Below are 25,034 nucleotides of genomic sequence, written 5' to 3' on the forward strand. Positions count from 1 at the left end.
GCCGGAATCAGTCCGCGCCGGCGCCGATGCCACAGCCGTCGACGTACTCCACGTCCTCGATGGAGTCGATGGGGTCCTCGCCACAGACCGGACAGTCCGGATCCTCGGCGTAGGGGACGGTGTCGAAGGTCATGTCCATGGCGTCGTAGAAGAGCATCCGGCCGACCAGCGGGTCCCCGGCGTCGAGCAGGAGCTTCACGGCCTCGGTGGCCTGGATACAGCCGATGGTGCCGGGGAGGACGCCGAGGACGCCCGTGGTCGCACAGTCGGGGACCGTCCCCGGTTCGGGCGCCTCGCGGAAGAGACACCGATAGCAGGGGCCGTCGGGATGCAGGGTCGTGACCTGTCCCTCGAACTTGTAGATGGCGCCGTGGGAGACGGGAACCCCGGCGAGTCGGGCGCGGTCGTTGACGAGATAGCGCGTCGGGAAGTTGTCGGAGGCGTCGACGACCACGTCGTGACCTTCGATCAGGTCGGCGTTCGAGCGGTCGAGGCGAGTCTCGTGGGTGTCGACGTCGACGTCGGGGTTGAGCGTCGCGACGAAGTCCCGCGCGCTCTCGACTTTCGGCCGGCCGACGTCGGCGTCGCCGTGGATCACCTGACGCTGGAGGTTCGAGCGCTCGACCACGTCGTCGTCGACGACGCCGATGTGGCCGACGCCCGCGGCCGCGAGGTACTGGATGACCGGCGCGCCGAGCCCGCCGGCGCCGACGACGAGCGCGCTCGAATCCAGCAGTCGCTTCTGTCCCTCGGGGCCGACCTCGTCCATAATGATGTGTCTGGAGTACCGGTCGAGCTGCGTGGCGTCGAGCGAGAGCCCACTCATACTGCCCCCTCGGTGGTCGAGGTGGATAAATCCGTGCCGTCCGTGTGCGACGGGCGAAGTGCGACCGACACGTCGCGATAGCGACCGTATCGGCGCGTTCACGCGGCGTCGGGCGCGGCCGAGTCCGACGGCTCGTCGGCGCGGTTCACGACGTAGACGCCGGCGGCGAGGAGGGTCCCGCCGACGAAGAAGCCGGGACCGATCGACTCGCCGAGGAGGACGACCCCGAGGAGGATGCCGACGACGGGTTGGGCGAAAAAGAAGACGCCGACGCTGCTTGCGTCCGCGTACTCCATGCCTTTGTACCAGCAGTACCACGCGGCCGCGGTGCTGAGGAGCCCGAGGTAGAGGACGGCCCCGACGACGGGGAGGGTGATCGGCACGGACGCGAGGGGGGCCGGCCGCCACACGACGTCGAGGGGGACCAGCAGCCCGAACAGGGGAACGGAGAGGACGGTCGCGTAGGTCACGGTTTCGAGCGCCGAGTACCGCCGGACGAGCGGCTTGCCGAAGGCGGTGAAGGCGGCGAAACAGAACGACGAGACGAGCAACAGCGCAACCCCGAAGACGACCCCGTCGGTGAACGAGGGGACGACGCCCCCGCCCTCACCCCCGCCGGAGAGGACGACGAGGGTCCCGGCGACCGCGAGGAGGGTGCCGCCGGCCTTGTGCCGTGTGAGCCGTTCGTCGAGGGCGGTCACGCCGAGCGCGAGGATGAACACGGGCGTCGAGACGGTCAACAGCGACCCGTAACTCGCGTTCGTCAACTCGGTGCCGACGAACTGCGTGGACAGGGCGGCCGTCAGCCAGACGGCGAGGCCGGCCAGCCGCCACCACTCCCGGCGGGAAAAGGAGCGCGTGGGCGTCGTCAGCCGAACGATCGGATACAGCGCCGCCGCGCCGAGGGCGACCCGCAGGAAGACGAGCGTCAACGGCGGGATGGCGTCGAACCCCCACTTGCTGACGACGTACATTCCGCCCCACAACGTCGCCGCGAGGAGAGGGGTGGCCGCGAGGAGTCGATCCCGGTTCATCGGAGGGCTCCGGTCGGGCCAACGACCCGGGTTGGCAAGAAAACCGTGTCCGGCGGCGAGATCCGCCGGTGGCCTCTTTGCCTCCGCGGGCGAGTCGGGCCCATGGCCCTCCGCGACCGACTCCGTCCCTGGCACGCCCTGATGGTCGTCGTCCTCCTCGCCGGCATCGGCGTCTCGCTGTCGCGCGCCGACGAGGTCACCGGCGTGGCGGCGGTGCGCGCCCTCGTCTCGGGGCTGTTCGGGCTCGTCATCTTCCAGTTCACCGTCGGCAACGTCTGGGGATACGCCGTCGAGTACCGCAACGCCGGCGGCTCCTGGACCGACTTTCCCTTCCTGGCGCCGTTCGTGCTCGCCGGCCTAGCCGGGGTCGCCGCCGGGGTGTGGACCGGCAGTCCCGGCGCGGGGGCCTGGGTCGCCTTCTGGGTCTTCGTGCTCGTCGCGGCCGCCGTCGCCGTCGGGACGTGGGTGCTGGTCGGCTACCGCGGCGCGAACGGATGAGCGGAGCGCCTCAGTCCGCGTACTCGCCGATACCGAGGCTGTCGAGTCGCGCGGCCGTGGGGACGCCGTCGTCGTCCCAGCCGCGGAAGTCGTAATACTCGTCCAACATCCGGTCGAGTTCCTCGGGCGGGCAGTACATCCCCTCGCTCGGCCCCTCGGGGATGGGTTCGTGCATCACCCGGTGGGAGAGGGTGTCCGTCTCGCGGCGAGCGACGCCGCGTTCGACGTTGACGAGGCGTTCGAGGTTGTAGATGCGCTCGCCGATCCCCTCGACGTCGTCGGTCGAGAGGTCCCACCCGGTCGCGGCGTTGATCGCGTCCCGGTAGCGGTCGGTGACGCGTTTCCCCCAGCCGCCCTCGCTCACGAACCGGCACTGGGTGAGCGAGTCGCCGAGGGCGGTGAAATGCTGGATGCGGGCGGCGAACTCGGGGGTCCCCTCGGTGGTCTCGGCGTGTTCGCCGTCGTACTGGAGCGTGGGGCGGGTGTCGTGGTGCGAGCCGCCGCGGGTGGCCGTGGCGTAGCCGATGCTCATCCCCTTCAGGCCGCGGGGCGAGTGCGCGGCGAACTCCAAGCCCTTGACGCCGTGGAGGTAGTGTTCCGCCTCGTCGTCCAGTTCGGCCGCGAGGCGGAACGACCCCTCGGCGAGGCGGTCGCCGAACCCCTCGCGGTGGGCCGTCCGCCGCGCGAGCTCGACCAGCCCGTCCGCGTCGCCGAAGTCGAGATACGGGGAGTCGTCGTCGGTCAGGAGTCCCTCGTCGTAACACTCGCGGGCGAAGGCGACCGAGACTCCCCAGGAGATGGTGTCCATCCCCAGGCGGTCACAGAGGTCGTTTGCCTTCATGACGCGCTCGACGTCGAAGACGTCGGTCATCGTCGCCGTGCCGAAGAGGCTCTCGAACTCGGGGATCTTCCCGTCGGTGACGCCCTCGCTCTCGACGGTGACGTGTTTGCCGCAGGCGACCGCGCAGTTCGCACACGTAGTGTCCTCGGTGACGTACTCCTCGCGGATGCGCTCGCCGCTGATCGCCTCGGCCTCCTCACGGGAAGCCTGTTCGACCCGGTTGTTCCGCCGGCCGAGCTTCCCCATCTCGTTGATCGGGTTGACGAGGCCGCTGGTGCCGTAGTTCTGGAGCATCTCCGTCTCGGCCATCAGGGGCCCCATCCGACCGCCCACGAGGTCGCGGAGCTCGCCGTCGGCGGCGGGGTCGGGGCGGAAGTCGCCCTCCTCGATGGCGACGGCCTTGACGTTCTTCGAGCCGAGGACGGCGCCGGCGCCGCCGCGGCCGGCGACGCCTTCACGCATCTCGGAGTCGTGGAGCAGACAGGCGAAACGCACGAGGTTCTCGCCGGCCGGCCCGGCGGCGATGACGTGGACGTCCTCGGCGTCGACGCCGTCGTCGGCGGCGATCCGGTCGCCCACTTCGGCACACGTCTCGTAGGTGTCCAGCCCCGCGAGGTCCGGCGCCGGCACCACCTCGGCGCCGTCCTCGCCGATCCGGACATAGGAGAGGTCCGCGGCGGCGTCGTGGAGGACGACGGACTCGAAGCCGGTCGTCTTCTGGGCGCGGGGGAACGTACCGCCGAAGGTGCTGTCGAAGAAGCCGTCGGTCTGTGGGCTGACGAAGCCGACGACGCCCCGACTCGTCGACTGGAACGGCGTCCCGTTCATCGGACCGACGGTGAACGCGAGGATGTTCTCGGGGTCGAGGGGGTCGGCGTCGCTCGGCACGTGGTCGTGGACAGCCTTCACCGCGAAGCCGTTCCCCCCGAGGAAACGGCGGGCGTCCCCGGGGTCGATCGGTTCGGTCTCGGACTCGCCCGTATCGAGGTGGACGTGGAGGGTCTCGCCACCGTAGACGGACGGGAGGTCGGTCTCGGACACGTTACACTCCGACCGACGTGTCGGCCCGCCGGACGGCCGTGGCAGTGGTCTGTGACATGGATTCACCGTCGGCGCTCCGCATACTAATCGTTTGTCGCTCACGGGGGGCTACTGCCGGGGCGACGCCGCCCGGGACCGACACCCCGAAGGGACCTATCGTAGCGTTCGAGAGTCCCGCACACCCGACCGCACCCACTCCGTCGGGTTGTGCGAACGGTATCGAAGGCTGCGATACATAGCCGTATAGTCGTCTATTAGCAACCGCTTAACTCCGCCAGTTCTTGGTGTCGGCCACGACCGGGTGGGGTGTGAGCGGACACCCACCCCTAGAGACTCCGCCAATGCACGCGATACCCCAGTTCGACGACGCGGTCGAACCGCACCACGAACGGATCGACGCGGACCGCTATCACGATATCTACGTCGTCGGCGACGTCCACGGGAGCCGGCTGGCGCTGGAGTCGCTCCTCGCGACACTGGAACTGGGCGACGACGACCTCGTCGTCTTCGTCGGCGACCTCGTCCGGAAGGGCCCGGACAGCCCCGGCGTCGTCGACCTCGTCCGCGCCGACGACCGGTTGCTCAGTGTCCGCGGGAACAACGAGGGGAAGATCGTCCGCGGCGAGAAGTCCCCCGACTGGCTCCGCGAGGGGGACCGGGCGTACTTCGCGTCGCTGCCCGTCGCCGCCTCCTTCGCCGACGCGCTGGTCGTCCACGGGGGCGTCGACCCCGAGCGACCGCTCGCCGCGCACACCGCCGAGGAGCTGTTGACGATGCGCTCCCCGCACGGTGACGGCTACGAGGGGCCGTTCTGGTACGAGAGCTACGACGGCCCGTTCCGCGTGTTCTTCGGCCACACCGTGCACGACCGACCGGTCGACCGGCCACACGCCGTCGGCCTCGATACCGGGTGTGTCTACGGCGGGCCGCTGACCGCGTACGACTACCGCCGCGACGCCTTCGTGACCGTCGACGGGACGACGACCCACCGGGAGCGGGACGACGCGAAGATCGTCACCCCGGTCTGAGAGCGTCGGATCCGGCCGTCGGGCGGGCGACAGGCGGGGGACGGACTACGGCCGACGGTGACTCGCTCGTACTCCGACCGGAGCCGCTCCCGTGCCCCGTCGCGCGTCTCGAAGTATCGACGTGATCCCTCCGCCGTTCGAACCGCCCAGTCGTACGTCTCGCTGTCGGGGCGGTACCAGCGGTCGGCGTGGGCCTCGAACACGGAGCCGTTCCCGCCACCCGACTGGCCCTCGCCGGCGTCGTCAGCTTCCGACTGGAACTCCTCGGCGTCGGTGGGGTCGTCGCCCGTGTCCGTGGCTCCGGACGCGGCGTCGTTCGAATCGACGTCCGTGACGAGGAGGTCGCCCGCGATCGGTTCGGTGTCGGTCTCCAGGCCCGCTCCGTGGCCGCGTTCGAGGGCGGCCTCCGTGACTGCCATCAGGAGCTCCTGAACGTCCCGCACCGGCTCGTCGCCCGGCGTAACCTGCTCGTAGCTGCCGTCGCTTCGCATCACCCACCGGCGGCGGTTGTCCGCCAGCGACGCCTCCAAGACGAACCGAAGCTGTTCCCGCAGCGAGACGGCCTCGACGGGCGTGACGGCCTCGACCCGATGGTCGAGGTTCCGCGTCATCCAGTCGGCCGATCCGATATACCACTCGGGGGAGCCCGCGTTCTCGAAGTAGAAGACGCGGGCGTGTTCCAGGAACCGCCCGACGATGGAGTGGACGGTGACGTTCTCGCTCACCCCCTCGATACCGGGGCGAAGCCGACAGATGTCCCGTACGATCAGGTCGATTTCGACCCCGGCCATCGAGGCGCGATAGAGCTCTTCGACCATCGCCGGATCCTCGAGCCCGTTTACCTTCACGACCATCCGGGCCCGGCGCCCCTGGCGAGCGTGCTCGGCCTCCCGCCTGACCATCTCCGTGAACCGCTCGCGCATCGTCACCGGGGCGATGAGGAGCTTCCGGAACCGGTCGTCGAGGGTGGGGCCAGTGAAGAAGTTGAACACCTTCGTGAGGTCGTGGCCGACGTCCCGATCGGCGGTCAACAGCCCCAGATCCGAGTAGCCCTTGGCCGTCTCCGAGTGGTAGTTCCCCGTGCCGACGTGGGAGTAGAGTCGGACGCCATCGGCCTCCTGTCGAACCACGAGCGCCGTCTTGGTGTGTGTCTTCAGTCCGACGGTGCCGTAGGCGACGTGGATGCCCTCCTCTTCGAGCTGCCGAACCCATTCGAGGTTGTTCTTCTCGTCGAACCGGGCCTTGAGCTCGACCATCACCGCCACCTGCTTGCCGTTGTCTGCGGCGTCGATGAGGCTCTGGATCACCTTCGAATCGCTCGCGGTCCGGTAGATGGCCGCCTTCACCGCGAGCACGTCGGGGTCGGTCGCCGCCGCGTCGAGGAACCGCTGTACCGTCCCCTCGAAGGAGTGATAGGGGTGATGGACCAGAACGTCCCCCGCCCGTACCTCGTCGAAGATGTCCGTCGGCTCGTCCCGGACGTCCCCGGTCACCGGCCCCAGGCGTGGATGTGCCTGCGGCGTCCACGGGGGAAGCTTGAGCTCGGGACGGTCCAGTTCGACGAGTTCGAAGAAGTCCTCGAAGTCGATCGGCCCCTCGCGGTGGAACACTTCCCGGTCGTCCACGTCGAGGTGTTCCTTGAGGATCGAGACCGACTCCTCGGGCATGTCGGCGTCGACCTCCAGCCGGACGACCGTCGCGAAGCGGCGCTGTTCGAGGACCTCCTCGACCATGTCGATGAGGTCCTCGGCGACCTCCTCGTTGCGCCGTACCTCGGCGTTGCGGGTCACCTTGAACTTGGACACGTCGCGGATGTCGAGGTCGGGAAGCAGGAGGTCGAGGTTGCTCTCGATGAGGTCCTCGATGAGGACGTACCGATCGCTCCCGTCGGGGACTTCGATCAGTCGGGGCTGGTTCGACGGGATCTTGATACGGGTGAACGTCGGCTCGTCGGAATCGTCCGACGAAAGCACGGCGAGGGAAAGGGAGAGGTTCGAGATGAAGGGGAAGGGATGCGCCGGATCGAACGCGAGCGGCGTCAGGGTCGGCAGGATGGACTCCTCGAAATACGTCCGTAGGTGATCGCGCTCGTCCGCCGGGAGGGTGTCGGGGTCGCGGATCTCGATCCCCGCGTCCGCGAGCGCCGGTTCGAGGGTCGTCCGCCAGTATTCGGACTGCTGCCGAAAGAGCGGTCGTGCGGTGTCGAGCACCTCGCGCCACTGCTCTTCCGGCGTTCGGCCGTCGGGCGTCGTCTCGGTCACGCCCGCGTCGATCTGCTGTTTGAGTCCGCCGACGCGTTTCATGAAGAACTCGTCGGTGTTCTTCGTGAAGAAGGCGAGAAACCGGAGCCGTTCGAGCGGCGGATTGCGCTCGTCGGTTCCCTCGTGGAGGACGCGTGCCTGAAAGGCGAGTTCCGAGAGCTCCCGGTTCAGGTAGTAGTCGGGCGCCGAGAGGTGGGGGTCGCTCATCGGCCCACCTCACGAGGATCGTCCGCCGCGGGTCCGGGAGCGTTCGAGCGTCCGAACGGGTTGGTCGGCGATATCGGGGACGATCCTGGCACGATCGGTGGACGCCGGTGGACTCACAAGTAATCCGCTAAGAGCCCTATTGTGTGCTATGTAGGACGGGGTCCCGGCGTCCCGGGACGGTACGAACCCTCCCGACGGGCGAACGGGTCGGCCGGCGGAACGCGCGCCGCTCCGTCTATCGGGACGCTCCGCTCACCCATTCGAGGACGTCGCTCGCGTGTTCGTCCGGCGGGAAGATCGGATAGAAGACGCGTTCGACGCGTCCGTCGGTGACGACCAGCGTCAGCCGCTTCAGGTACTCGTCCCCCTCGATGGTGAACGTCGGGAGTTCGAGTGCGCTCGCCAGCGCCCGGTCGGCATCGCTGAGCATCTCGAAGGGGAGGTCCAAACGGTCGCGGGCCTCACGCTGGTACGCAGTCGACTGCGTCGACAGCCCGAAGACTTCTCCGATGCCCTCGTCCCGGAGTTCGTCGTACCGAGCGCGAAACCCGCGTGATTCGGGCGTACAGCCGCGGGCCCCCGGAACGTCGTCCCACCCTTCCGGGATCACGTCCCGATCCGGCCGTCCCGTCAGCGGATAGACGTAGACGACGGTGCGGGGCGGGAGCGCTCTGAGATCGACCACCGTTCCGTCGGTCGATTCCAACGAGACGACGGGCATCTCCATCCCCTGGAGGTGGTCGGCCGCCCCGTCGTCTTCCGGTACTGGGAGGTCGTCCGGCAGGGGGAAGTCCTTGGACATCGTTCCATGCGACTTGCGTCACGTAAGTAAACGTTTGCGAGGACGCGGGTTTCCGAACCTCGTTCGGTTTCCGTTCCGAGATCCGTATTTCATTCAACGGCGTATCGGCGTCGACGGTTTCCGGGCGAAACGGGACGCCCACGATAGCGCCGACGGTTGGGGTCGGCGTCCGCGACGGTTATTGAATATCGCGACATGTGATTTATCGGCTGTGGACGGCCCCTGGGGTGGGCGGCGCGATAAACGGAGAACGGAGAACGGCGTTACTTGCCGCGGCGTCGGTCGCCGCCGATGCTCGGCCGGGTGTGTTCGGTCCCCTTGCCGCGCTTGCGCTGGCCGCGGCCCTTGCTGCCGGCGCTGGTCTTGCCGCGGAACGCACGGCCCTTGTGGGAGTCGTCGCAGATCCAGTTAAGATCGTCGTCGGCCTGGATCGCGGGATGCTCCGGGTCCACGAGGATCACTTCGTGCCACTTCTGGGAGCCGTCCTCCCCGACCCAGTAGGAGTTGAGCACGCGGAGGTTGGGGTACTTCCGCGAGGTGCGCTCCTCGGCGATGCGCTGGATGCTCTTGCGGCGGCCGATCCGGTTGACGCCCTGGCGCTTCGAGCGTCGGCCGGCCTTGAACCGCCGCTTGCGGGCCCCGCCCTTGCGGACCGAGGTCCGAACCACGACGATGCCCTGTTTGGCCTTGTAGCCCAGGTTCCGCGCCTTGTCGAGGCGGGTCGGGCGCTCGATGCGCTCGATGGCGCCCTGGTCGCGCCACTCCTGCTTTCGTTGCCACTGCAGTTCGGCGAGGGCCCCTTCGTCGGGGTCCTGCCACGCGTCCCGGATGTGGGAGTAGAAGCTTCGTGCCATGATTTCACCACGGGCGCTTGCGATTCAGCGTCGCCGGCTGGCGAGCCACATGTCGTCCCGACGAGTCGGGTGCCCGCTGGAGGCCCGTCTACCAGCGAGTTGCCGGTGCTACCGCTCGGTCGCGCTTAAGAACTTCGACTCGTCGCGAACTCGCGAACCGACTCGAACGCGTCGGCGGCGACGGCCTCGGCGACGGCCGCGGCGTCGACGTCGGGGACGACGGCGGGATACTTCCGCGCGAAGAAGCCGATCAGGTTGGAGACGTCGCGTTCGAGGAGTTCGGCGGCGTTGGCGTGGTCGGTCGACACCGACTGCGGCCAGTCGAAGATCGTGATCCCCGAGGACGCGACGGCGACGTTGTGCTCGGAGAGGTCCCCGTGGATCAGCCCCGCCCCGTGGGCGGTCGTCACCTCCCCCAGGATCAGATCGAGGACCCCCACGACCTGCTCGTCGTCGAGTTTCGCCCGCGAGAGTTCGATGCCGTCGAACTTCGCCATCACGATGGCGTGACGGTTGTGGTCGATCGGACGCGGAACCGACACGTCCGGATAGAGCGTCTCCAGGGCCTCGTACTCCCGTTCGGCCGCCTTGCGGGCGGTGTAGAGCCACGAGACGTGGTCCCGGTCGGCGGTGTACTCGCGTTCGCGATTCACCTCCCGGAAGTTGGTGTATCCCTCGCGGTGGAACTTCAGGGCCAACGGCCGATAGGACTGCACCTCGTACACGTCGCTTTCCTTGCCCACGCCGAGCGGCGCTCCCACCCCCTCGACGGTGTCGCGCTCCGCGAAGGTGTGCAAGGCGAGCACGTCGTACCCCTCGAAGGTGAGCTGGTACCCCTCGTACTGGATGGTCCGGCGCTCGATCAGGTCGCGTTTCATGCACCGATCCAGCCGGTAGTCCACCTCCTCGGCCGTCAGATCCGCGTAGTCGGGGAGCTTCCCGCGGTTGACCCACTCGCTGAACCGCATCCCCTGCTCGACGCCCGAGAGGAGATAGATGTCCTCGGGGTCGAGTTCGGCCACGACGCGGGCCACGTTTTCGACCATACCCCGACTGCGCGCGCGAGGGACAAAAGCCCCCCGCGTCGGCGTTCTAAATCGTATATCGCGATAGGAAACGGAGGGGTTCTGATCCTCCGAATATGGCTCTATGATGCACAGTTTTCAGGTTAATTGGAATGTAATTATCTCCGCAGAGTATCCAAGAGTATGTTTCTGAGAAAATTATCGAGTATCCATCACAAAGTACCGTCAGAAGTCGGGCTCAGGACAGCGCTGCCGCTCACGAATTAACAAGCCTGTGAGGAACGGTAGGGTTAGTCGGGTGGGTCGAGTCCGTAGCTTTTCTTCGCCAGCGTTAAGAACGAGTTCGCCGTGATCGCAGGTTCATCGGAAATCTCACCGTCCATCTCCAACTGGACCAGGATGTCCACAAGCCGCCAACAGTTGTACAGTACGCAGGCGAACGCGAAGTTGAAGTACCGATAGCGGTGGTCTGGTGACTTCGTCTCCGCGAGGAACGTCTTCAGTTTCTTGAAGCCGTTCTCGATCCCCCACCGACGCTTGTACTTCGCCATCAGACGGCCGATCTGATGTTTCATCTCTGCGTCGTCTTGTGGGTCGGTCTCCACGAACTCCAGATTCGTCTCAAACGGCACTGTCGGTGCATCAACCCGCTCCGGTTCGTCGATAGCCTCTTCTTCCCGTATGTCATCAAGTAGGTTGCTCAGTGGTGAGCCACCGTCGCTAGTTTCCGAGAAGGGTTCAGTGTCGCCAATGTAGTCGTGTCAAGTTAAGCGTGAAGAGTGAGGCGTGCTGATTTCTGAGTGTCTATGCCCGAAATCACACGCCTCAGCGACGGTAGCGACTGGATCGAATTAGATTTTGTGGAGCGTCAGCGGACACCCGAGTTCGCGATGCGGCTCGGTATTCAGATGCACGTGGCTAGACTATCACTTTCGAATACCATCTCGATTCTTGAAAGGTTGGGTGTCGAACGCTCTCGAACGGCCGTCCACAACTGGGTGCAGAAGGCCGATCTACAGCCCGAAGGCGGTGCGAGCCCGAATCACGTTGCGCTCGACGAAACCGTGATTCGAATCAACGATCAGCAATACTGGCTGTACGCCGCCATCGATCCTGAAACAAACATATTCCTTCACATACGGCTTTTTAGCACGTATACGACTGGTTTAACCGAAATCCTCCTGAGCGAATTACGCGAGAAACACGACGTCGAAACCGCCGTGTTTCTCGTCGACGATGCTCAATGGCTCCAAACTGCCCTCGATCGACACGACCTCGATTGCAGATACGAACGCCATGGCAATCGGAATGTCGTCGAACGTCTCTTTCGTGAGATAAAACGACGAACCTCTTCGTTTTCAAATACGTTCAACCACGTGGAGCCGACGACAGCAGAATCGTGGCTCCAAGCCCTCGCTGTCTGGTGGAATCGATGCCAAAGTTAACGCGACCTCACATACCATGCGAGCGTTGACATCTATGAAACCCATCAGGAGACCGGTGAAACATGCAGAGGATCAAAAGCACTTTTGCCGGAACAGCCCACTCAGAATCCATTCAGAGAGGCCACAACGCAATGATTCCGTGGTCTTCGGAACTGCCGTAGTAGCCGGTTAATAAGAATTACTCATCGGGCACTCCAGTAGTATCGAACTCGAATCGAGCACCGCCGTATCGTCCGTCGGTAATCGCTACCTCCCAGCCGTGGGCCTCTGCAATGCGCTTGACAATCGTGAGACCGAAGCCCATTCCATCAGTTGCAGACGTGTGACCTGGTTCAAAGACCGCGTCGTGGTCATCCGCTGGTATTCCCGGTCCATCATCTTCGACGTAGATACAGTCCTCAGCAGCGCGTCCAACCCAGACTGTCACATCTTCACCACCGTGTTCTACTGCATTACGGAACAGGTTCTCGAACACGTGTCGGAGCCGGTCACGGTCACCACGTATCGCAAACTCCTCCTCAATTTCGAGCGTCGCCTCGGCTGTCTCTACCCCTGCCCAACATTTGCCGACCAAGTCGACGAGCGATATCGTGTCGATGTCACCGACGGTCTCACCCTGCCGAGCAAGCGTCAGCGTATCTTCGATGATACTCTCCATTCGGTCCAGCGAATTTACGAGCGGAGTGAGGTGCTCCTGTAACTCGTCGTCAGCTCGTTGTTGCAGAATAGTCGCCCGCGCTTGGGCGACGTTGAGTGGGTTGCGGAGGTCATGCGAGACCACGCTTGCAAACTCGTTGAGTCGGCTGTTCTGTCGCCGGAGTTCTTGTTCACGTTCTTTTCGCTCGGTGATGTCTTGGAACGTCCCGTGAACGGCGACGATTTCGTCATTCTCGTAGCGTGGCTCTCCGCGCGTGCGGACCCAGCGGACCTCGTCGTCTGCGGTGACAATCCGCAGCTCCAGGTCGTACGGTTCGCCTTCAGTAGTGAGTCTGTCGAAGGCTTCTCTGATAGTGTCTCTATCCTCCGGATGATAGAACTCGATCCCCTCTTCAGGTGTCGGGTTCGCATCCAGTGGCAGTCCGTGGATGCGATACAATTCGTCGGACCATCGCATCCGCTCGGATTGCAAGCTAACCTCCCATCCACCAACCTTTGCGACTGCCTGTGTCTCTTGCAGGAACTTGCTGGTCCGTTCAAGTTCCTCTTCACGTTGCTGGCGATTGAGTTCCGTCCCCATCCACTGTGCCATAATCCGGACGAAGGACTCCTCAGCGTCTGTGATTGCTTCCTCACGAGACTCAGGTCGGGAGAAATTCAGGGTACCATACCGTTGGTCCTCGACGAAGACTGGAACCCCGATGTAGGACTCGATCCCTTGTTTTTCATACGCCGGATGGTCTTTGACACCACGATCAGTTGCGCTGTGAAATGAGACGGGGCTGTCAGCATCATAGACCAACGAACAATACGTATCGGTGAGGTCGAACGAATCTCCGGGGCTGATGCCTTTCGAAGGGTCAACGACGTTCCGGACCGTGTACTCAGAACCGTCGATCTCCGAGAGGATTCCGACATCGAGATCAAGATACGTCGTTCCCAGATCGAGCAGGTCAGTTATCTGCTGGTCGACTGTTCGCTCTGTATCGGTTATAATCTGAGCCAACGATTCCAGTGCGGTATTCTGTTCTGTGACCCGTTCTTTGCTCTCTTCGAGTTGCTGTTTGGCCTGTTTGCGTTCGGTGATGTCAGTCGAGACGCCACAGAGAGCCACAATCTCACCATCTTCGTCGTACACAGGTGATTTCCGCGTCAACCGAACAGTGTTCCCGGCAGTTGTTGGGACTGTCTCCTCTACCTCGATCACCTCGCCGTTCTCGAAGACCCGTTGGTCGTCGGTTCTGGCTTGCTCAGCGGTATCTGGCGGAACGAGGTCGTCGTCGGTCAAGCCGACGATGTCTTGGTCTCCTGCGTTGAACAGTTCACGGCACGCCTGATTCATCATGAGATACTGGCCGTCGGCATCTTTCAGGAAGACCGCAGCGGACATGGTTTCCATGACAGTCTCAAACCGCCGATGGATGCGCTTTAGCTGCCGTTCTTGCTCTTTTTTTCCTGTTATGTCCCGAGCGACGCCGACGATTTGGGTGACTTGGCCGGAGTCGGTGATCGGGGTGAGTTTTGTCTGCCAGTCACTCGTCCCACCAGGTAACTCTAATTTCTCTTCGTACTCGATGGTTTCTCCCTTTTCAACGCACTCTTGATAGTTCTCTGCGACAACAGTGCCCTGTTCGTCGGCAAGAAGTTCCTGTGGGGTCTGTCCGCGTAGTTCGTCTTCAGAAAGGCCAGATTGCTCCCGATGTGAGGCGTTATTTCGCCGGTAAGTAAACGTGTAGTCTTCATCTGATTGCTCAACGTCGATCAAAAAGACTGCGTCACTCATCTCACGGAAGATCGCTTCGTAAACGTTTCTCGACTCGCCAGCAATTGCTCTATCTCTCTCGATGTCCGAATCATCTGGCATGTGGCTCAGTTATCACACGGAGGAATGTTAAACACCGAACCTACCGACTCTCTCTCAGTTCAGACAGTATAGCCCGTCAGCTACACAAGAAGTGGTGAATACGCGTCTTATATTTTATACCAGTGCGGATATCACTCTAACCTGGAAGTTTATTCGTCGGTCATTCCGCAAGTTTACTGAGCAGATATTTCATCGGATGCGTTTTGCACAAATAGCCTGGTGACTGTTTTCAGATACCTCCTTGGCGAGATCGACTCTTCTGTATCCCAGTAACTTATCCAGACTTCCGGCACATCTCAGGAACTCGTCTGGCATGGCTGACGAGCATATAGTGTATTTAAACTATTAAATACATTTAATTCAGTCGTGAATCGGAGTGCCAGACCTATTTCAGATTGATGAACAGTCGGCGCTCAACCTGTGCATTGTTCCTTACCTTCGGAACTCCTCGAGGGGTTAGATGCCGAGCCACTCGTCGGCGCTGACCGAGTAGTCGTTCGCCCGGGCGTACTTCGCCGCCCGCCTGCGGACGGCCCGGGACCCGGGAAGGTCGTCCGTCGCCTCGATCCGGTCGACGATCCAGTCGGTGATCGCCACGACCCCCTCGTCGTCGTCGAGGGTGTCGACCGCCTGGAGCGCCCGGAACGTCTTCTCGTAGGCGGCGCGCTGCGAGGCGCCGAACTCCAGTCCGGAGACGTCCCGGCTCGCCTCGATGATCCGCGTCATCGCCGCGGCGACCGTCGGTCGCTCGACCCGGACGCTGACGGCGGCGGGCGAGTCGAACGTCTCCGCTTCCGTGTCGGGAATCAGATCCGCGAGGGCGTAGGTCCCGTCGCTCGTCGGCACCTCGTACTCACCGACCGCCGCCACGAGGTCGGTCCCCGTCGCCGGGTACTCGAGGTCGTCGAGGCCGGCTTCGAGGTCCGCGAGTGTCCCCGGATCGACCGGTTCGGGTTCGTTTCCGCGGTCCAGTGCCTCGGCGAGTTCGCGCTCCCGTTGGCGCTGCTCCTCGTCGTCTGCCTGTTCGTCTCGGCCACTCTTGGTGTCCCCCATACGATATTTCAGTTCTCTAAGGCGATAACCCTGTGGTCGAAAAGCGTGGCCCGTGGGCGACGGTCAGACGTCGTCGCGGTCGACGAGGACGGCTTCCTCGGTGTTGCTCGTGTCCAGTTGCTCGACGGTCGACTCGAGTCGCTCGATGGCGACCGTGATGTCGGAGACGAACGCCGCCTGTTCCGCGTTCGCGTCGGAGATGGTGACGATCTCCTCGGAGACGCGCTGGGACCGATCGGCCGCGGTGTCGACCATGCTCGCGACCTCCTCGGTGCGAACCGCCTGGTCGTCGGTCGCCTCGGCGATGTCCTCCATCCCCGTCGAGGTGGCGTCGACCACCTCGACGATGGCCTCCTGGTTGTCCACCAGATCGCGGATGGTGTCGGTCCCCTCGTGAATCTCCTCGGTGACGGCGTCGATGCTGTCGATGGTCCCCTCGGCCTCCTCGCGCGTCCGGTGGATGATGTCCTCGATGCGCTCGGCCTCGGACTGCACCTCGGTCGCGAGGGACTTCACCTCGTTCGCGACCACGGAGAAGCCGTCGCCCGCCTCGCCGGCGCGGGCGGCCTCGATGTTCGCGTTGAGCGCGAGGATGTTGGTCTGTTCGGCGATGTCGTTGATCACGTCGATGATCTCCTCGATGGCCGCGACCTGTTCGGCGAGGTTGTGGGTGCGATCGGCGACCTCGTCGCTCCGCTCGGCCACGCCCTCCATGCGCTCGATGGCCGCGGTACCGGCTTCGGTGCTCTCCACCGCGAGTTGCTCCGCCTCCTTGGCGCGCTCGTTGATGTCCTCGGCGGACGCGGCGACCTCCTCGACGGTCGCCGACAGGGCGCCGACCTCCTCGGCCACCTCCGACATGTTGTCGGCCTGCTCTTCGGCCAGCGACCGGGCGTTCTCGATGGCCTCGTCGACGCGTTCGGTCGTCTCGGTGGCCTGCTCGGCCTTCGTGGCCACCTCCTCGGAGACCTGCGACTGTATCTCGGTGATCGTCCGCTGTTGCTCGACGAGTTCGGTGACGTCCGTCGTCGTCTCCAGCGCGCCGACGAGTTCGCCCGCGGGGTCCCGGAGCGGCACCCCGCTGGACCGGACCCACCGCTCCCCGTCGGCGGTCGGGATGCGGCGGTACCCCGTTTCGGTCCGCGCCTCACCCTCACGGGCGACCGTCTGGGCGAACGTCTCGTCGTCCTCGGAGATCGGATAGGCGTCGTAGACGCGCTCGCCGAGGACGTCGGCCTGGTCGAACCCGGTCATCGCCTCGGCCTCCGGGTTGTGATACGCCAGTCTGTCCTCGGTGTCGAGGACGAACCCCATCTTCGGGTACTCCCCGATCACCTGTTCGAAGAGACCGCGCCAGTAGTCGCGTTCGTAGCGGAGCCGCTCCACCTCGTCGTCCACGGCTGGCTCGGGTTCGAGCCCCGTCGCGGGTCGCTCCCCCGACGTGGTTTTGTTGACCGACATCGGCGAACACCAACCGCCGGAGGATCATAAACCACCGCTCGGCAGAATCACGATTGATACCGACCGACGGTTCGGGTTACCGGCCGTCGCCGCTCCCGACTCCAGCGCGGGGAACCAAGCCACGAATCCCCCCGACGAGGCCGTGGCGCTCCGCCCGGGCGAGCACCCACCGATAGAGGATCAGTCCGAAGACGACGAGGGTGTTCGTGACGAGGAAAAACGCCATCTCCTCGACCGGGAGGCCGGCGACGTGGACGCCGGTGGAGTAGGTCGACGAGATGGTCCAGAGGCCGGCTCCGATGGCGACCCGGTCGACGACCCAGAGGTAGGCCGTGGGGACGAGTATCGCCGCCGCGACCGTCCGGCGACACCGCCAGAGGACGGGGCCGCCGAGCACCCAGAGGAACCCGAGGATCGGACAGGCCCACAGGAGGATGTATCCGAGATAGTAGCCCTGCGTGGTGTAAAACAGCGCCAGGCCGACCGCCTCGGCGACGGCGAGGACGAGGAGGCCGACCGGCCGCGACCGGACGGCCGCCGGTCGCGAGGGATCGGGCGAGGGATCGAGCGCGTAGAGCCAGAGCCCGGTGAGCGCCGTCTGCAGGAGGAAAAAGGAGAGTTCGCCCAGCGGCACGCCGCGAACCCGGTCGGTGACGACCCCGTCACCGTACCACCAGACGCCGCGTTCGATGAGGTAGGCGTCCCACGCGAACGTGTAGGCGAAGGCGATGCCCATGAGGATCACGACCCCGAGCGCGTCGGTCGGGGTCCGAAGCCCGCCGCGGACGCGCGCGAGCACCGCGACGACGAGGAGGGGGACGCCGACGGTGACGGCCAGGTAGGCGAGATACGAGGAGGTGACGGGCGGTAGCACGGCGATCACCCCCTGTGGGGCCGGTCCGAGCGCGACGGCCCGGGGACGGCGTTCCTGCCGACCGCGCCGGCGTCGACGTCCGCCGGCGGGTCGAGGTCGGTCACGCGGTAGAACACCCGGAGGGGGTCGCTCTCGAACTGCCAGCGGACCCACGCCCGCGCGACGAGCGAGAGCCGCCGCCGCAGCGTCAACGTCGGCCGGGCCGAGAGCACGTCGCACCCCCGCTCGCGGACGAGGCGGTGTTGGTCCGCGTACATCACCGCGGCCGCCAGCACCGGGAACTGACAGTCCGGGGGGAGATACCGAATGCCGTCGACGCCGCGGTGGTAGCGCCGTTCGGTCCGGCGAAGCTCCGCACGGATCGCCGCGCGGACGCCGTCGGTCGGGTCGAGCGCCTCGACGTCCGCGTGGGACGCCCCGTGGGCGCGGAGCGTCGCCTCGGGGAGGTAGATCCGGTCGTACTCGCGGACGTCCTCGCGGACGTCACGGAGGAAGTTCGTGAGCTGGAAGGCCTCGCCGAGGGCGGCGGCGTGTGGGCGCGCCCGCTCGGCCTCGGCGGGATCCATCACGTCGAGCATCATGTGCCCGACCGCGACCGACGACCCACGGAGATACGTCTCGAGTTCCGCGAAGGTCCCGTAGCGGGCCTTCTCGACGTCCATCAGCATCGAGTCGACGAACGTGTCGATCTCTTCGCGAGCGATACCGTGACGCGCCCGGAGGTCCGCGACGGCCGCCAACACCGGGTCGTCCGTCTCGCGCTCGCCGAGGGCGGCCGCCCGCATGCGTTCGAGTTCGTGGCGCTGTTCGGCCGGCGGGCCCGGATCGGGCGCGTCGACCACCTCGTCGGCGGTCCGGAAGAACGCGTACAGGACGTACGTCGGGTGACGGACGCGCTCCGGCAACAGCCGCGTCGCGAGGTGGAAGGTCAGCCCCGTGTGGCGCTGGACGGCCTTGCTCCGGCGGATGGATTCCAGGTCGGTCATCTGTATCGGGCCGGGTGGGCCCCTTGGTTCGGACTACACACTCCCCCTGCCTCAAAAGTGTACCAACACAGTTTGGTTGCCGCCCGCACCGACCGCGGGTCCGCCCGGGGCCGGCGAGTCCCGGGAGTGGCGTCAGTACTCGTGGAACGACTTCCCGCACCGCCGACACTCGATGGTCGTCGGCCCGAACCAGCGACGGACCTTCTCGACCGGGCCGTGACACTCGGGGCAGACGCCCATCCCCCGGTCGTCGGCGGCACGCACCGACAGATCGAGCAGGAGGTCCTCCAGTTCCTCGATGCGTTCCTGCTGGTCCTCGACGGTCTCCTGTAACTGGTCGACGCGTTCCTCGTGGGCGGTCGCGGAGTCGAGGTCGACCACGACCTCCTCGTCCGTCCGGTCGACGACCTGTTCGGTCCCCTCGGCGTCGGCCTCCGTCTCGACCTCGGTCTCGGTGTCGTCGGTCATACCTCGTCGTACGTGCCACGCGGCTTCAATTACGAGCCAAGCTAGTTCGCCCCGTCACCGCCGATCAGGCCGGATCCAGCCGGTCCCGACCCTCCCTCGGGACGGCGGCCGGGCCGCAGGTATCCGCGGGTTCGGGCGCGTCCGCGCGCTCACACACCCATGAGTTTGGGGTGGCCACTAACCCGTCCGACGGCAACTAGGTGAACGGATGTTCGACACGCCGGTGTCGCCCGTCGCGGGCGCGGGCTGGTTCGCCGTCGGCACGGCCGTGATGGGGCTCGCGGCGCTGTACGTCGCGGTCCGTGGACGCGGGGTCGAGGACCCGCGCGCAAGAGGCGTCCACGTCGTCGCGGCGCTCGTGCCGGCCGTCGCCTGTGGGGCGTACCTGGCCATGGCGCTCGGCGTCGGCGTGGCCGAGGTGGCGGTCCGGGGCGGCACCCTGCGCCTCCACTGGGCGCGGTACGCCGACTGGCTGTTCACCACGCCCTTGCTGTTGATCGGCCTCGGTCTGTTCGTCGGGGCGGACGGCGAGACGCTGTTCGGCGCCGTCGCGGCCGACGTGTTCATGATCGTGACGGGGGTGGCGGCCACGCTGTCCGGCGTCCCGACCTACCGGTACGTCTGGTGGGGAGTCAGCACCGTCGCCTTCCTCTGTGTGCTTTACTTCGTCGTCGTCGCCCTCGGGCGGGAGGCCCGCGACCGGGACGAGGCGACCCGGTCGACGTTCGCCGCGCTCCGGGTCCTGATCGGGGCGTCGTGGACGGTCTACCCCGTCTGGTGGCTCGTCGGCACCGGCCTCGGCCTGGTGTCGCCGACGGCCGAGGCGGCCGGGTTCCTCCTCCTCGACACCGTCGCGAAGGTCGGGTTCGGACTGCTCGTGCTCCGCAGTCCGGCGCTCGCGGGCGCAGACGCTGACGCGCCGGAGGGCGAGGCCGCGCCCGGCACGCCGGCGGAGTGACCGGCGTCAGGCGAGGTCGGCGACGTACTGACCCACGGCCACCACGACGGCCGCCATGACCACGTTGAGCACGCCGGGGACGACCGCCCCGCGCGAGACGCGGTACGCCCCGAAGGCAACCAGTCCGAGCGCGATGACGCCGTGGACGCCGACGACGAGGGTCCGTTGCTCCATACAGGGGGGTTGGACCGCCGCCCCTTGAACGCCGTCCCAAACCGGTCAGTCGGGGTCGACCGAGGGCTCCGTGGCCGCGAGCGCCCGTTCGAGGTGTGTCCCCTCGACGACGACGTCGTCGACGGCGTCGTCGGGCCGGTCGTCCGCCCGGAGGTGGTCCTCCATGGCGAGCAGGGCCGCCTCGCGGACGAGGGCCGCCAGGTCGCTCCCCGTGTATCCGGTCGCGCGCCGGGCGACGGCCGCGACGTCGACGTCACGGGTGGGCACGTCGGTGAGGTGGATGGCGAGGATGTCGGCGCGGGCATCGGCGTCCGGCCGGGGGACCGCGACCCGCTTCTCGATGCGACCGGGTCGGAGGAGGGCCGGATCGACCGCGTCCGGGCGGTTCGTCGCCGCGAGCACCGCAACCGACCCCCGCGGCGAGAGGCCGTCGAGTTCCGTCAGCAACTGCGACACGACCCGTTCGGCCGCCCCGGTGTCGGCGTCGGCGCGGGCCGGCGCGAGGGAGTCGACCTCGTCGAGGAAGACGACCGTGGGCGCGACCCGGCGGGCCCGCTCGAACACCTCCCGGACGCCGCGTTCGCTCTCGCCGACGTAGCGGTCCATCAGCTCAGGCCCGTCGACCGCGAGGAAGTTCGCGTCCGTCGAGTTCGCGACGGCCTTGGCCAGCATCGTCTTCCCGGTGCCCGGCGGCCCGTAGAGCAGGACGCCAGTGGGGGCGTCGACGGCGAGGCGCTCGAACAGGTCCGGGTAGCGAAGCGGCCATTCGACGGTGCGGATCACCTCCCGTTTCGCCGCCGCTAGCCCCCCGACGTCGCGGTAGGTGAGCGACGGGCGCTCGACGGTCACCTCGCGGAGCGTCGTCGGATCGACGGCGTCGAGGGCGGCGGCGACGTGGGCGGCCGTCACCGTCGGGCGCGGGTCCGCGGTCCCGTCGTCGGCCCCGGCGGCGGCCCGGGTCGCGGCGTCGACGAGGACCGCCTCCAAGTCGGCCCCCGTGTAGCCGTGCGTGCGGGCCGCGACCGCCGCCAGGTCGACGTCGGGGGCGAGGTCGAGGGTCGCGGCGTGGATCGCTAGGATCTCCCGGCGCGCGTCCGGATCGGGCACCGGCACCCGGAGTTCGGCGTCGAATCGCCCCCCGCGCCTGAGCGCGGGGTCGACCGCGTCGGCGTGGGTGGCCTCCCCGACCACCACCAGATCGTCCTGCAGTTCGCGGACGCGGTCGAGGAGCCACCCGAGACGCGAGCGGCGGCGGTCGCGGCCCGCCCGGTCCGGGTTCGGCGCGGCGGCCGCGAGGTCGGGGACGTGGAGGATCGCCGGCGCATCGTCGGCGGCGGCACGCAGCGCCGCCGCGAGCGGATCGCGGCGCTCGCAGTCCGCAGGGTCGATCCCGTGGATCGACAGGTCGGCCGCGGCGGCGACCCGCCGGATCAGCCGCGTCTTCCCCACGCCCGAGGGGCCGTGGACGAGGACGCCCGCGGGCGAGCGGATCCCCGTCGACGCCGAACGCGGCGCGGCGACGAGACGCCGGAGGGTCGCCTGTTCGTCGTCGAGGCCGCCGACGGCCGCGGGGTCGGGATCGACCGCGTCGCCCGGGAACTGCCGGTCGTCGGGGTCGCGCACGGCGACGGTCGTCCCGTCGGTCACCACGGCCGGCCCCGCGGGATCGAGGTCGACGACGGTCAGCGAGACGGTGACGCTCCCGCCGAACAGGTCGGCCTCGATCCGGTCCCCGGTCGTCAGGACGCGGCCGGCGAGTGCCCGCGACAGCGCGTCGGCGTCGCCTTCGAGCGAGAACGCGTTCGGAGCGACGGCGACGCGGCGTGCCCGGACGGGATCGACGGGCGCGACGGTGACCGGCGTCCCGGCGTCGGCGTCGGCGTTCCGGCGGACCGCCGCGCCGGCGAGGACCGACCCGGTCGACAGGTCGGGGGCGTCCTCGCCGACGGTCGCCGCCGTCGCCGCGGCGCCCTCGACGCGAACCGTCTCGCCGACGTCGACGCCGACGCGCCGGCGCGTGGCCGGCGCGAACCGGACGGCGCCGGCCGCGGGGCCGTCCGCCGCGCCCTCCGGATCGACGAGCGTGAGGCGGGTCGTCATGGCGCGAACACAGGGGGTCGAGCCCCAAAGGACCGATCCCAACTCGTGTGGGTATCCGCGGGGACGCCCAACTGTTTGGGGGACATGGTTACGCCGTGGGAAGCCGTTGGGGTAATCGAACGGACTGGACCATGTTCACGGTGGAGAAACGGATCAGGATCGACGCCCCGCCCGCAGCGGTGTTCTCGTTTCTCGATGACCCGCGGAACCACGTGAAGGTCACGCCCAGCCTCGTCGACATCGAGGACATCGAGGCACTCCCCGGTGGCGGCAAGCGGGCGGGGTACCGCTACACGCTCGCCGGCATCGAACTCGTGGGGCAGGTCGAGGACGTGGAGCGGTCGCCGAACGGACGACTCGTCCAGCGCCTCTCGGGGGCCATCGACGGGACGATCAGGTACGAACTCGACGACGAGGACGGGACGACCGACCTCAGGTACGAGGCCGAGTACGAACTCCCCGACACGGTCGTCGATTCGCTGCTCGCGCCCATCGCCAAGGCGTACAACGAGCGGGAGGCGAAGGCGACGCTGGAGAACCTGAAGACGTTCCTCGAAGCCTGACCGCGGGAACGGGGCGGCTCACTCCTCGAAGAACGTCTCGACCAGCTTCCGTTTCGCCGCCTGGAGGTGCTGGTGGTACGTCGAGGGGACGATGTCCATCGACTCGGCGAGCTGGGTGCCCTCGACGCGGCGGGGCCACTCGAAGTAGCCGCTGACGTAGGCTTTCTTCAGCGCCGTCAGCTGGCGGTCGGTGAGTTCGCTCCGGAGCTTCTCCCGGAAGCGGTGGGGGGTCGCGTCGGGTTCGTCCTCGTGGTAGGCGGTGAGTTCGACGTGGTCGTACCGCTCCCGGAGCGTATCGAGGACGCGACTCGCGGCCCGCTCGGTGCCCACGCGGAACTCCAGTTCCAGCCCCGTCGAGTCGGCGCTCATCGCGGTCACGCGGCTCCCCACCTCCGAGAGGACGTCGACGAGCGGCGAGTTCGAGAGGCGGAACTGCACCACGCTGCGCTCGTCGCTCGTCGCGAGCGTCTCCATGTCGAGGACGTCGGGGTGGTCGGCGGCCGTCTCGAACAACTCGTCGAGGTCGTCGTGCTCGGTGCTGACGATGGTGAGGACGCCCTGATCGTCGTCGATGACGGTCGCCTCGTGTTCGAACCGCGCGTCGAGCGTACGGGCGAGGTCGACGAGGAAGATGTCGTAGTCGGCGAGATCCACCCCGATCTTGAGGACGGTGTCGGTGGTGATCGTCCGCTTGGTCAACACGTCGTTGATCGAGGTGCCGACGCTCCGCCCGAGCGATTCGAGGACGACCCGCTCGCGCCCGTCGCCCAACTCCCCGTCGTGGAGGACACCCAGAACGCCGTAGGTCGTCCCGCGGTAGGTCAAGGGGACGAGCACGCACGTCCCCTCGATCCCTTCTAGGGAGCCGGTCGGCTCCTCGACGGTCCGGGACTCCTGTTCCTCGACGACCGCCCGGAGGGTGCGGGCGTCGGGCGTGTCGGCGGTCACGTCGAGCGACTCCGCGAGGACGCCCTCGTCGATCCCCGCCCGCTGGACGACGGTCACCCGGTCGTCGGTCGCGTCGTAGCGGCCGAGCCACGCGCCCGCGTACTCGTCGTCCGTCCCCATCCGCTCGGTGACGAGGCGTTCGATCTCCTCCCGGCAGTCGGCGCGCACGAGCGCCTCCGTCACGTCGTTGATGAGGCCGTTCACCCGTTCGAGCAGTCGGTCGAGCGCCTCGCGTTCGGTCTCCAGTTGCTGTTGGGCGGCCTTCCGCTCGGTGACGTCCATCTGGAAGCCGACGTAGTGGGTCACCTCGCCGTCCTCGTCGAAGATGGGGCTGACGTCGACCTGGTTCCAGAACAGCGCCCCCTCGCGGGTGTAGTTCCGGAGGACGACCCGCGTGTCCTGGTCGTTGGCGATGCCCTCCGCGAGTTCCGCCACCCGATCGGGGTCGGTCTCCGGTCCCTGGAGGAACCGGTGGTTGGCGCCGAGGATCTCCTCGGGCGGGTAGCCGGTCATCCCCTCGAAGGAGTCGTTCACGTAGATCAGCGGATCGTCGGGGTGGGTCGCGTCGGAGATGGTGATCCCGATGGGTGCCTCGTCGAGCGCACGTTCCTTCAACCGGTGCTGTGCCTCGACGGTGAGATCGGAGATTGGCATCCGGACGGGGTTGTCCGCCGAGACGTTGGCGTTCGTCTCGACGGCCTCGGCGACCGCATCGAGCGTGTCCGCCTCCGCCGCGGGCACGAGTTCGGTCACGTTCGCCGCGACCGCCCGGCGCGCCGTCTCGGCGTCGACGGCGACGGGCACGAGCACCACGGGGAGTTCGGCGTGTTCCCGGCGCACGGCCTCGAGGAAGGCGAGGCCGTCGAAGCCGTCGGGGTGGTGGGTCACGACGACGCAGTCGACGTCCGTCCCGTCGACCCGCTCGCGCGCGTCGACGAAATCCGCGATGTGAGTCACCTCGAAGCGCTCGGCGGCCGCGTCGAGGGCGTCGGCCGACGGCGCTTCGGACGGTTCGTCGCCGACGAACAGGACATCGATCGTCGGCAAGTCCGGTTCCATGGCGGTG

21 protein-coding genes and 1 pseudogene are annotated in these 25,034 nt (G+C 66.8%); 5 read left to right on the forward strand and 17 right to left on the reverse strand.

Annotation, left to right across the window (positions count from 1 at the left end):
• Nucleotides 1-7: 7 nt before the first annotated feature.
• Both ubaA and EI982_RS09475 read right to left on the reverse strand, forming a co-directional pair.
• A complete protein-coding gene (ubaA, locus tag EI982_RS09470) occupies nucleotides 8-826 on the reverse strand; it encodes an SAMP-activating enzyme E1 (RefSeq protein WP_157689469.1) in 819 nt (272 codons plus the stop codon).
• 98 nt (nucleotides 827-924) lie between these two features.
• Entirely contained in the window at nucleotides 925-1,860 is a 936-nt protein-coding gene (locus EI982_RS09475) for a DMT family transporter (protein WP_157689470.1), read from the reverse strand.
• Nucleotides 1,861-1,962: 102 nt separating this feature from the next.
• Here EI982_RS09475 and EI982_RS09480 point away from each other — a divergent pair, with 102 nt between their 5' ends.
• Nucleotides 1,963-2,358: a hypothetical protein gene (locus EI982_RS09480; protein ID WP_233255321.1), complete on the forward strand. Its 396-nt coding sequence runs from the start codon at nucleotides 1,963-1,965 to the stop codon at nucleotides 2,356-2,358.
• 10 nt (nucleotides 2,359-2,368) lie between these two features.
• Here the strand turns inward: EI982_RS09480 and EI982_RS09485 are convergent, their stop codons facing one another.
• Complete coding sequence (locus EI982_RS09485) at nucleotides 2,369-4,240, reverse strand: aldehyde ferredoxin oxidoreductase family protein (protein ID WP_199243778.1); 1,872 nt, start codon at nucleotides 4,238-4,240, stop codon at nucleotides 2,369-2,371.
• A 341-nt stretch (nucleotides 4,241-4,581) separates the two neighbouring features.
• Between EI982_RS09485 and EI982_RS09490 the strand changes: the two genes are divergently transcribed.
• Complete coding sequence (locus EI982_RS09490; protein WP_157689472.1) at nucleotides 4,582-5,268, forward strand: metallophosphoesterase family protein; 687 nt, start codon at nucleotides 4,582-4,584, stop codon at nucleotides 5,266-5,268.
• On the opposite strand, the gene ppk1 is transcribed toward EI982_RS09490, so the two are convergent.
• The 5 genes and pseudogenes from ppk1 to EI982_RS09515 all read right to left on the reverse strand — a co-directional run.
• On the reverse strand, nucleotides 5,184-7,736 hold the full coding sequence (gene ppk1, locus EI982_RS09495; protein WP_157689473.1) for a polyphosphate kinase 1: 2,553 nt from the start codon (nucleotides 7,734-7,736) through the stop codon (nucleotides 5,184-5,186). The two genes, EI982_RS09490 and ppk1, sit on opposite strands and share 85 nt — an antisense overlap.
• A gap of 235 nt (nucleotides 7,737-7,971) precedes the next feature.
• Nucleotides 7,972-8,538 (reverse strand): peroxiredoxin, encoded by a 567-nt coding sequence (locus EI982_RS09500; RefSeq protein WP_157689474.1) that lies wholly within the window; start codon nucleotides 8,536-8,538, stop codon nucleotides 7,972-7,974.
• A gap of 263 nt (nucleotides 8,539-8,801) precedes the next feature.
• Complete coding sequence (locus EI982_RS09505; protein WP_157689475.1) at nucleotides 8,802-9,392, reverse strand: 50S ribosomal protein L15e; 591 nt, start codon at nucleotides 9,390-9,392, stop codon at nucleotides 8,802-8,804.
• A gap of 125 nt (nucleotides 9,393-9,517) precedes the next feature.
• Nucleotides 9,518-10,438: a serine/threonine-protein kinase RIO2 gene (locus EI982_RS09510; protein ID WP_157689476.1), complete on the reverse strand. Its 921-nt coding sequence runs from the start codon at nucleotides 10,436-10,438 to the stop codon at nucleotides 9,518-9,520.
• A 269-nt stretch (nucleotides 10,439-10,707) separates the two neighbouring features.
• Nucleotides 10,708-11,169 (reverse strand): annotated as a pseudogene (locus EI982_RS09515) (ISNCY family transposase); the annotation flags it as partial.
• Nucleotides 11,170-11,223: 54 nt separating this feature from the next.
• Here EI982_RS09515 and EI982_RS09520 point away from each other — a divergent pair.
• Nucleotides 11,224-11,862 carry an IS6 family transposase gene (locus EI982_RS09520; protein WP_157689477.1) on the forward strand — a complete coding sequence of 213 codons (639 nt, stop codon included), beginning with the start codon at nucleotides 11,224-11,226 and terminating at the stop codon, nucleotides 11,860-11,862.
• A gap of 178 nt (nucleotides 11,863-12,040) precedes the next feature.
• On the opposite strand, the gene EI982_RS09525 is transcribed toward EI982_RS09520, so the two are convergent.
• The 6 genes from EI982_RS09525 to EI982_RS09550 all read right to left on the reverse strand — a co-directional run bounded on the left by EI982_RS09525 (nucleotide 12,041) and on the right by EI982_RS09550 (nucleotide 19,225).
• Nucleotides 12,041-14,383, reverse strand: coding sequence for a sensor histidine kinase (locus EI982_RS09525; protein WP_157689478.1), 2,343 nt, complete (start codon nucleotides 14,381-14,383; stop codon nucleotides 12,041-12,043).
• 456 nt (nucleotides 14,384-14,839) lie between these two features.
• Nucleotides 14,840-15,436, reverse strand: coding sequence for a DUF5789 family protein (locus tag EI982_RS09530; protein WP_157689479.1), 597 nt, complete (start codon nucleotides 15,434-15,436; stop codon nucleotides 14,840-14,842).
• Between the two features lie 63 nt (nucleotides 15,437-15,499).
• Nucleotides 15,500-16,897 carry a methyl-accepting chemotaxis protein gene (locus EI982_RS09535; RefSeq protein ID WP_157689480.1) on the reverse strand — a complete coding sequence of 466 codons (1,398 nt, stop codon included), beginning with the start codon at nucleotides 16,895-16,897 and terminating at the stop codon, nucleotides 15,500-15,502.
• Between the two features lie 76 nt (nucleotides 16,898-16,973).
• Nucleotides 16,974-17,771, reverse strand: a complete 798-nt coding sequence (locus EI982_RS09540) for a lycopene cyclase domain-containing protein (RefSeq protein ID WP_199243779.1) — start codon at nucleotides 17,769-17,771, stop codon at nucleotides 16,974-16,976.
• 5 nt (nucleotides 17,772-17,776) lie between these two features.
• Nucleotides 17,777-18,757 carry a phytoene/squalene synthase family protein gene (locus EI982_RS09545; RefSeq protein WP_157689482.1) on the reverse strand — a complete coding sequence of 327 codons (981 nt, stop codon included), beginning with the start codon at nucleotides 18,755-18,757 and terminating at the stop codon, nucleotides 17,777-17,779.
• Nucleotides 18,758-18,889: 132 nt separating this feature from the next.
• A complete protein-coding gene (locus tag EI982_RS09550) occupies nucleotides 18,890-19,225 on the reverse strand; it encodes a hypothetical protein (protein ID WP_157689483.1) in 336 nt (111 codons plus the stop codon).
• Between the two features lie 208 nt (nucleotides 19,226-19,433).
• Here EI982_RS09550 and EI982_RS09555 point away from each other — a divergent pair, with 208 nt between their 5' ends.
• Complete coding sequence (locus EI982_RS09555; RefSeq protein WP_157689484.1) at nucleotides 19,434-20,183, forward strand: bacteriorhodopsin; 750 nt, start codon at nucleotides 19,434-19,436, stop codon at nucleotides 20,181-20,183.
• A 6-nt stretch (nucleotides 20,184-20,189) separates the two neighbouring features.
• Here EI982_RS09555 and EI982_RS18370 read toward each other — a convergent pair whose 3' ends face one another.
• Nucleotides 20,190-20,357 (reverse strand): hypothetical protein, encoded by a 168-nt coding sequence (locus EI982_RS18370; protein WP_199243780.1) that lies wholly within the window; start codon nucleotides 20,355-20,357, stop codon nucleotides 20,190-20,192.
• Between the two features lie 45 nt (nucleotides 20,358-20,402).
• On the reverse strand, nucleotides 20,403-22,457 hold the full coding sequence (locus tag EI982_RS09560) for an AAA family ATPase (protein ID WP_157689485.1): 2,055 nt from the start codon (nucleotides 22,455-22,457) through the stop codon (nucleotides 20,403-20,405).
• A 131-nt stretch (nucleotides 22,458-22,588) separates the two neighbouring features.
• On the opposite strand from EI982_RS09560, the gene EI982_RS09565 reads away from it, so the two are divergent.
• On the forward strand, nucleotides 22,589-23,020 hold the full coding sequence (locus EI982_RS09565; RefSeq protein WP_157689486.1) for an SRPBCC family protein: 432 nt from the start codon (nucleotides 22,589-22,591) through the stop codon (nucleotides 23,018-23,020).
• An 18-nt stretch (nucleotides 23,021-23,038) separates the two neighbouring features.
• Here the strand turns inward: EI982_RS09565 and EI982_RS09570 are convergent, their stop codons facing one another.
• On the reverse strand, nucleotides 23,039-25,027 hold the full coding sequence (locus EI982_RS09570; protein ID WP_199243781.1) for a bacterio-opsin activator domain-containing protein: 1,989 nt from the start codon (nucleotides 25,025-25,027) through the stop codon (nucleotides 23,039-23,041).
• Between the last annotated feature and the right edge of the window lie 7 nt (nucleotides 25,028-25,034).

Origin of the sequence: Haloplanus salinarum, assembly GCF_009762275.1 — an archaeon.
In the GTDB taxonomy this organism is placed as follows: Archaea; Halobacteriota; Halobacteria; order Halobacteriales; family Haloferacaceae; genus Haloplanus; species Haloplanus salinarum.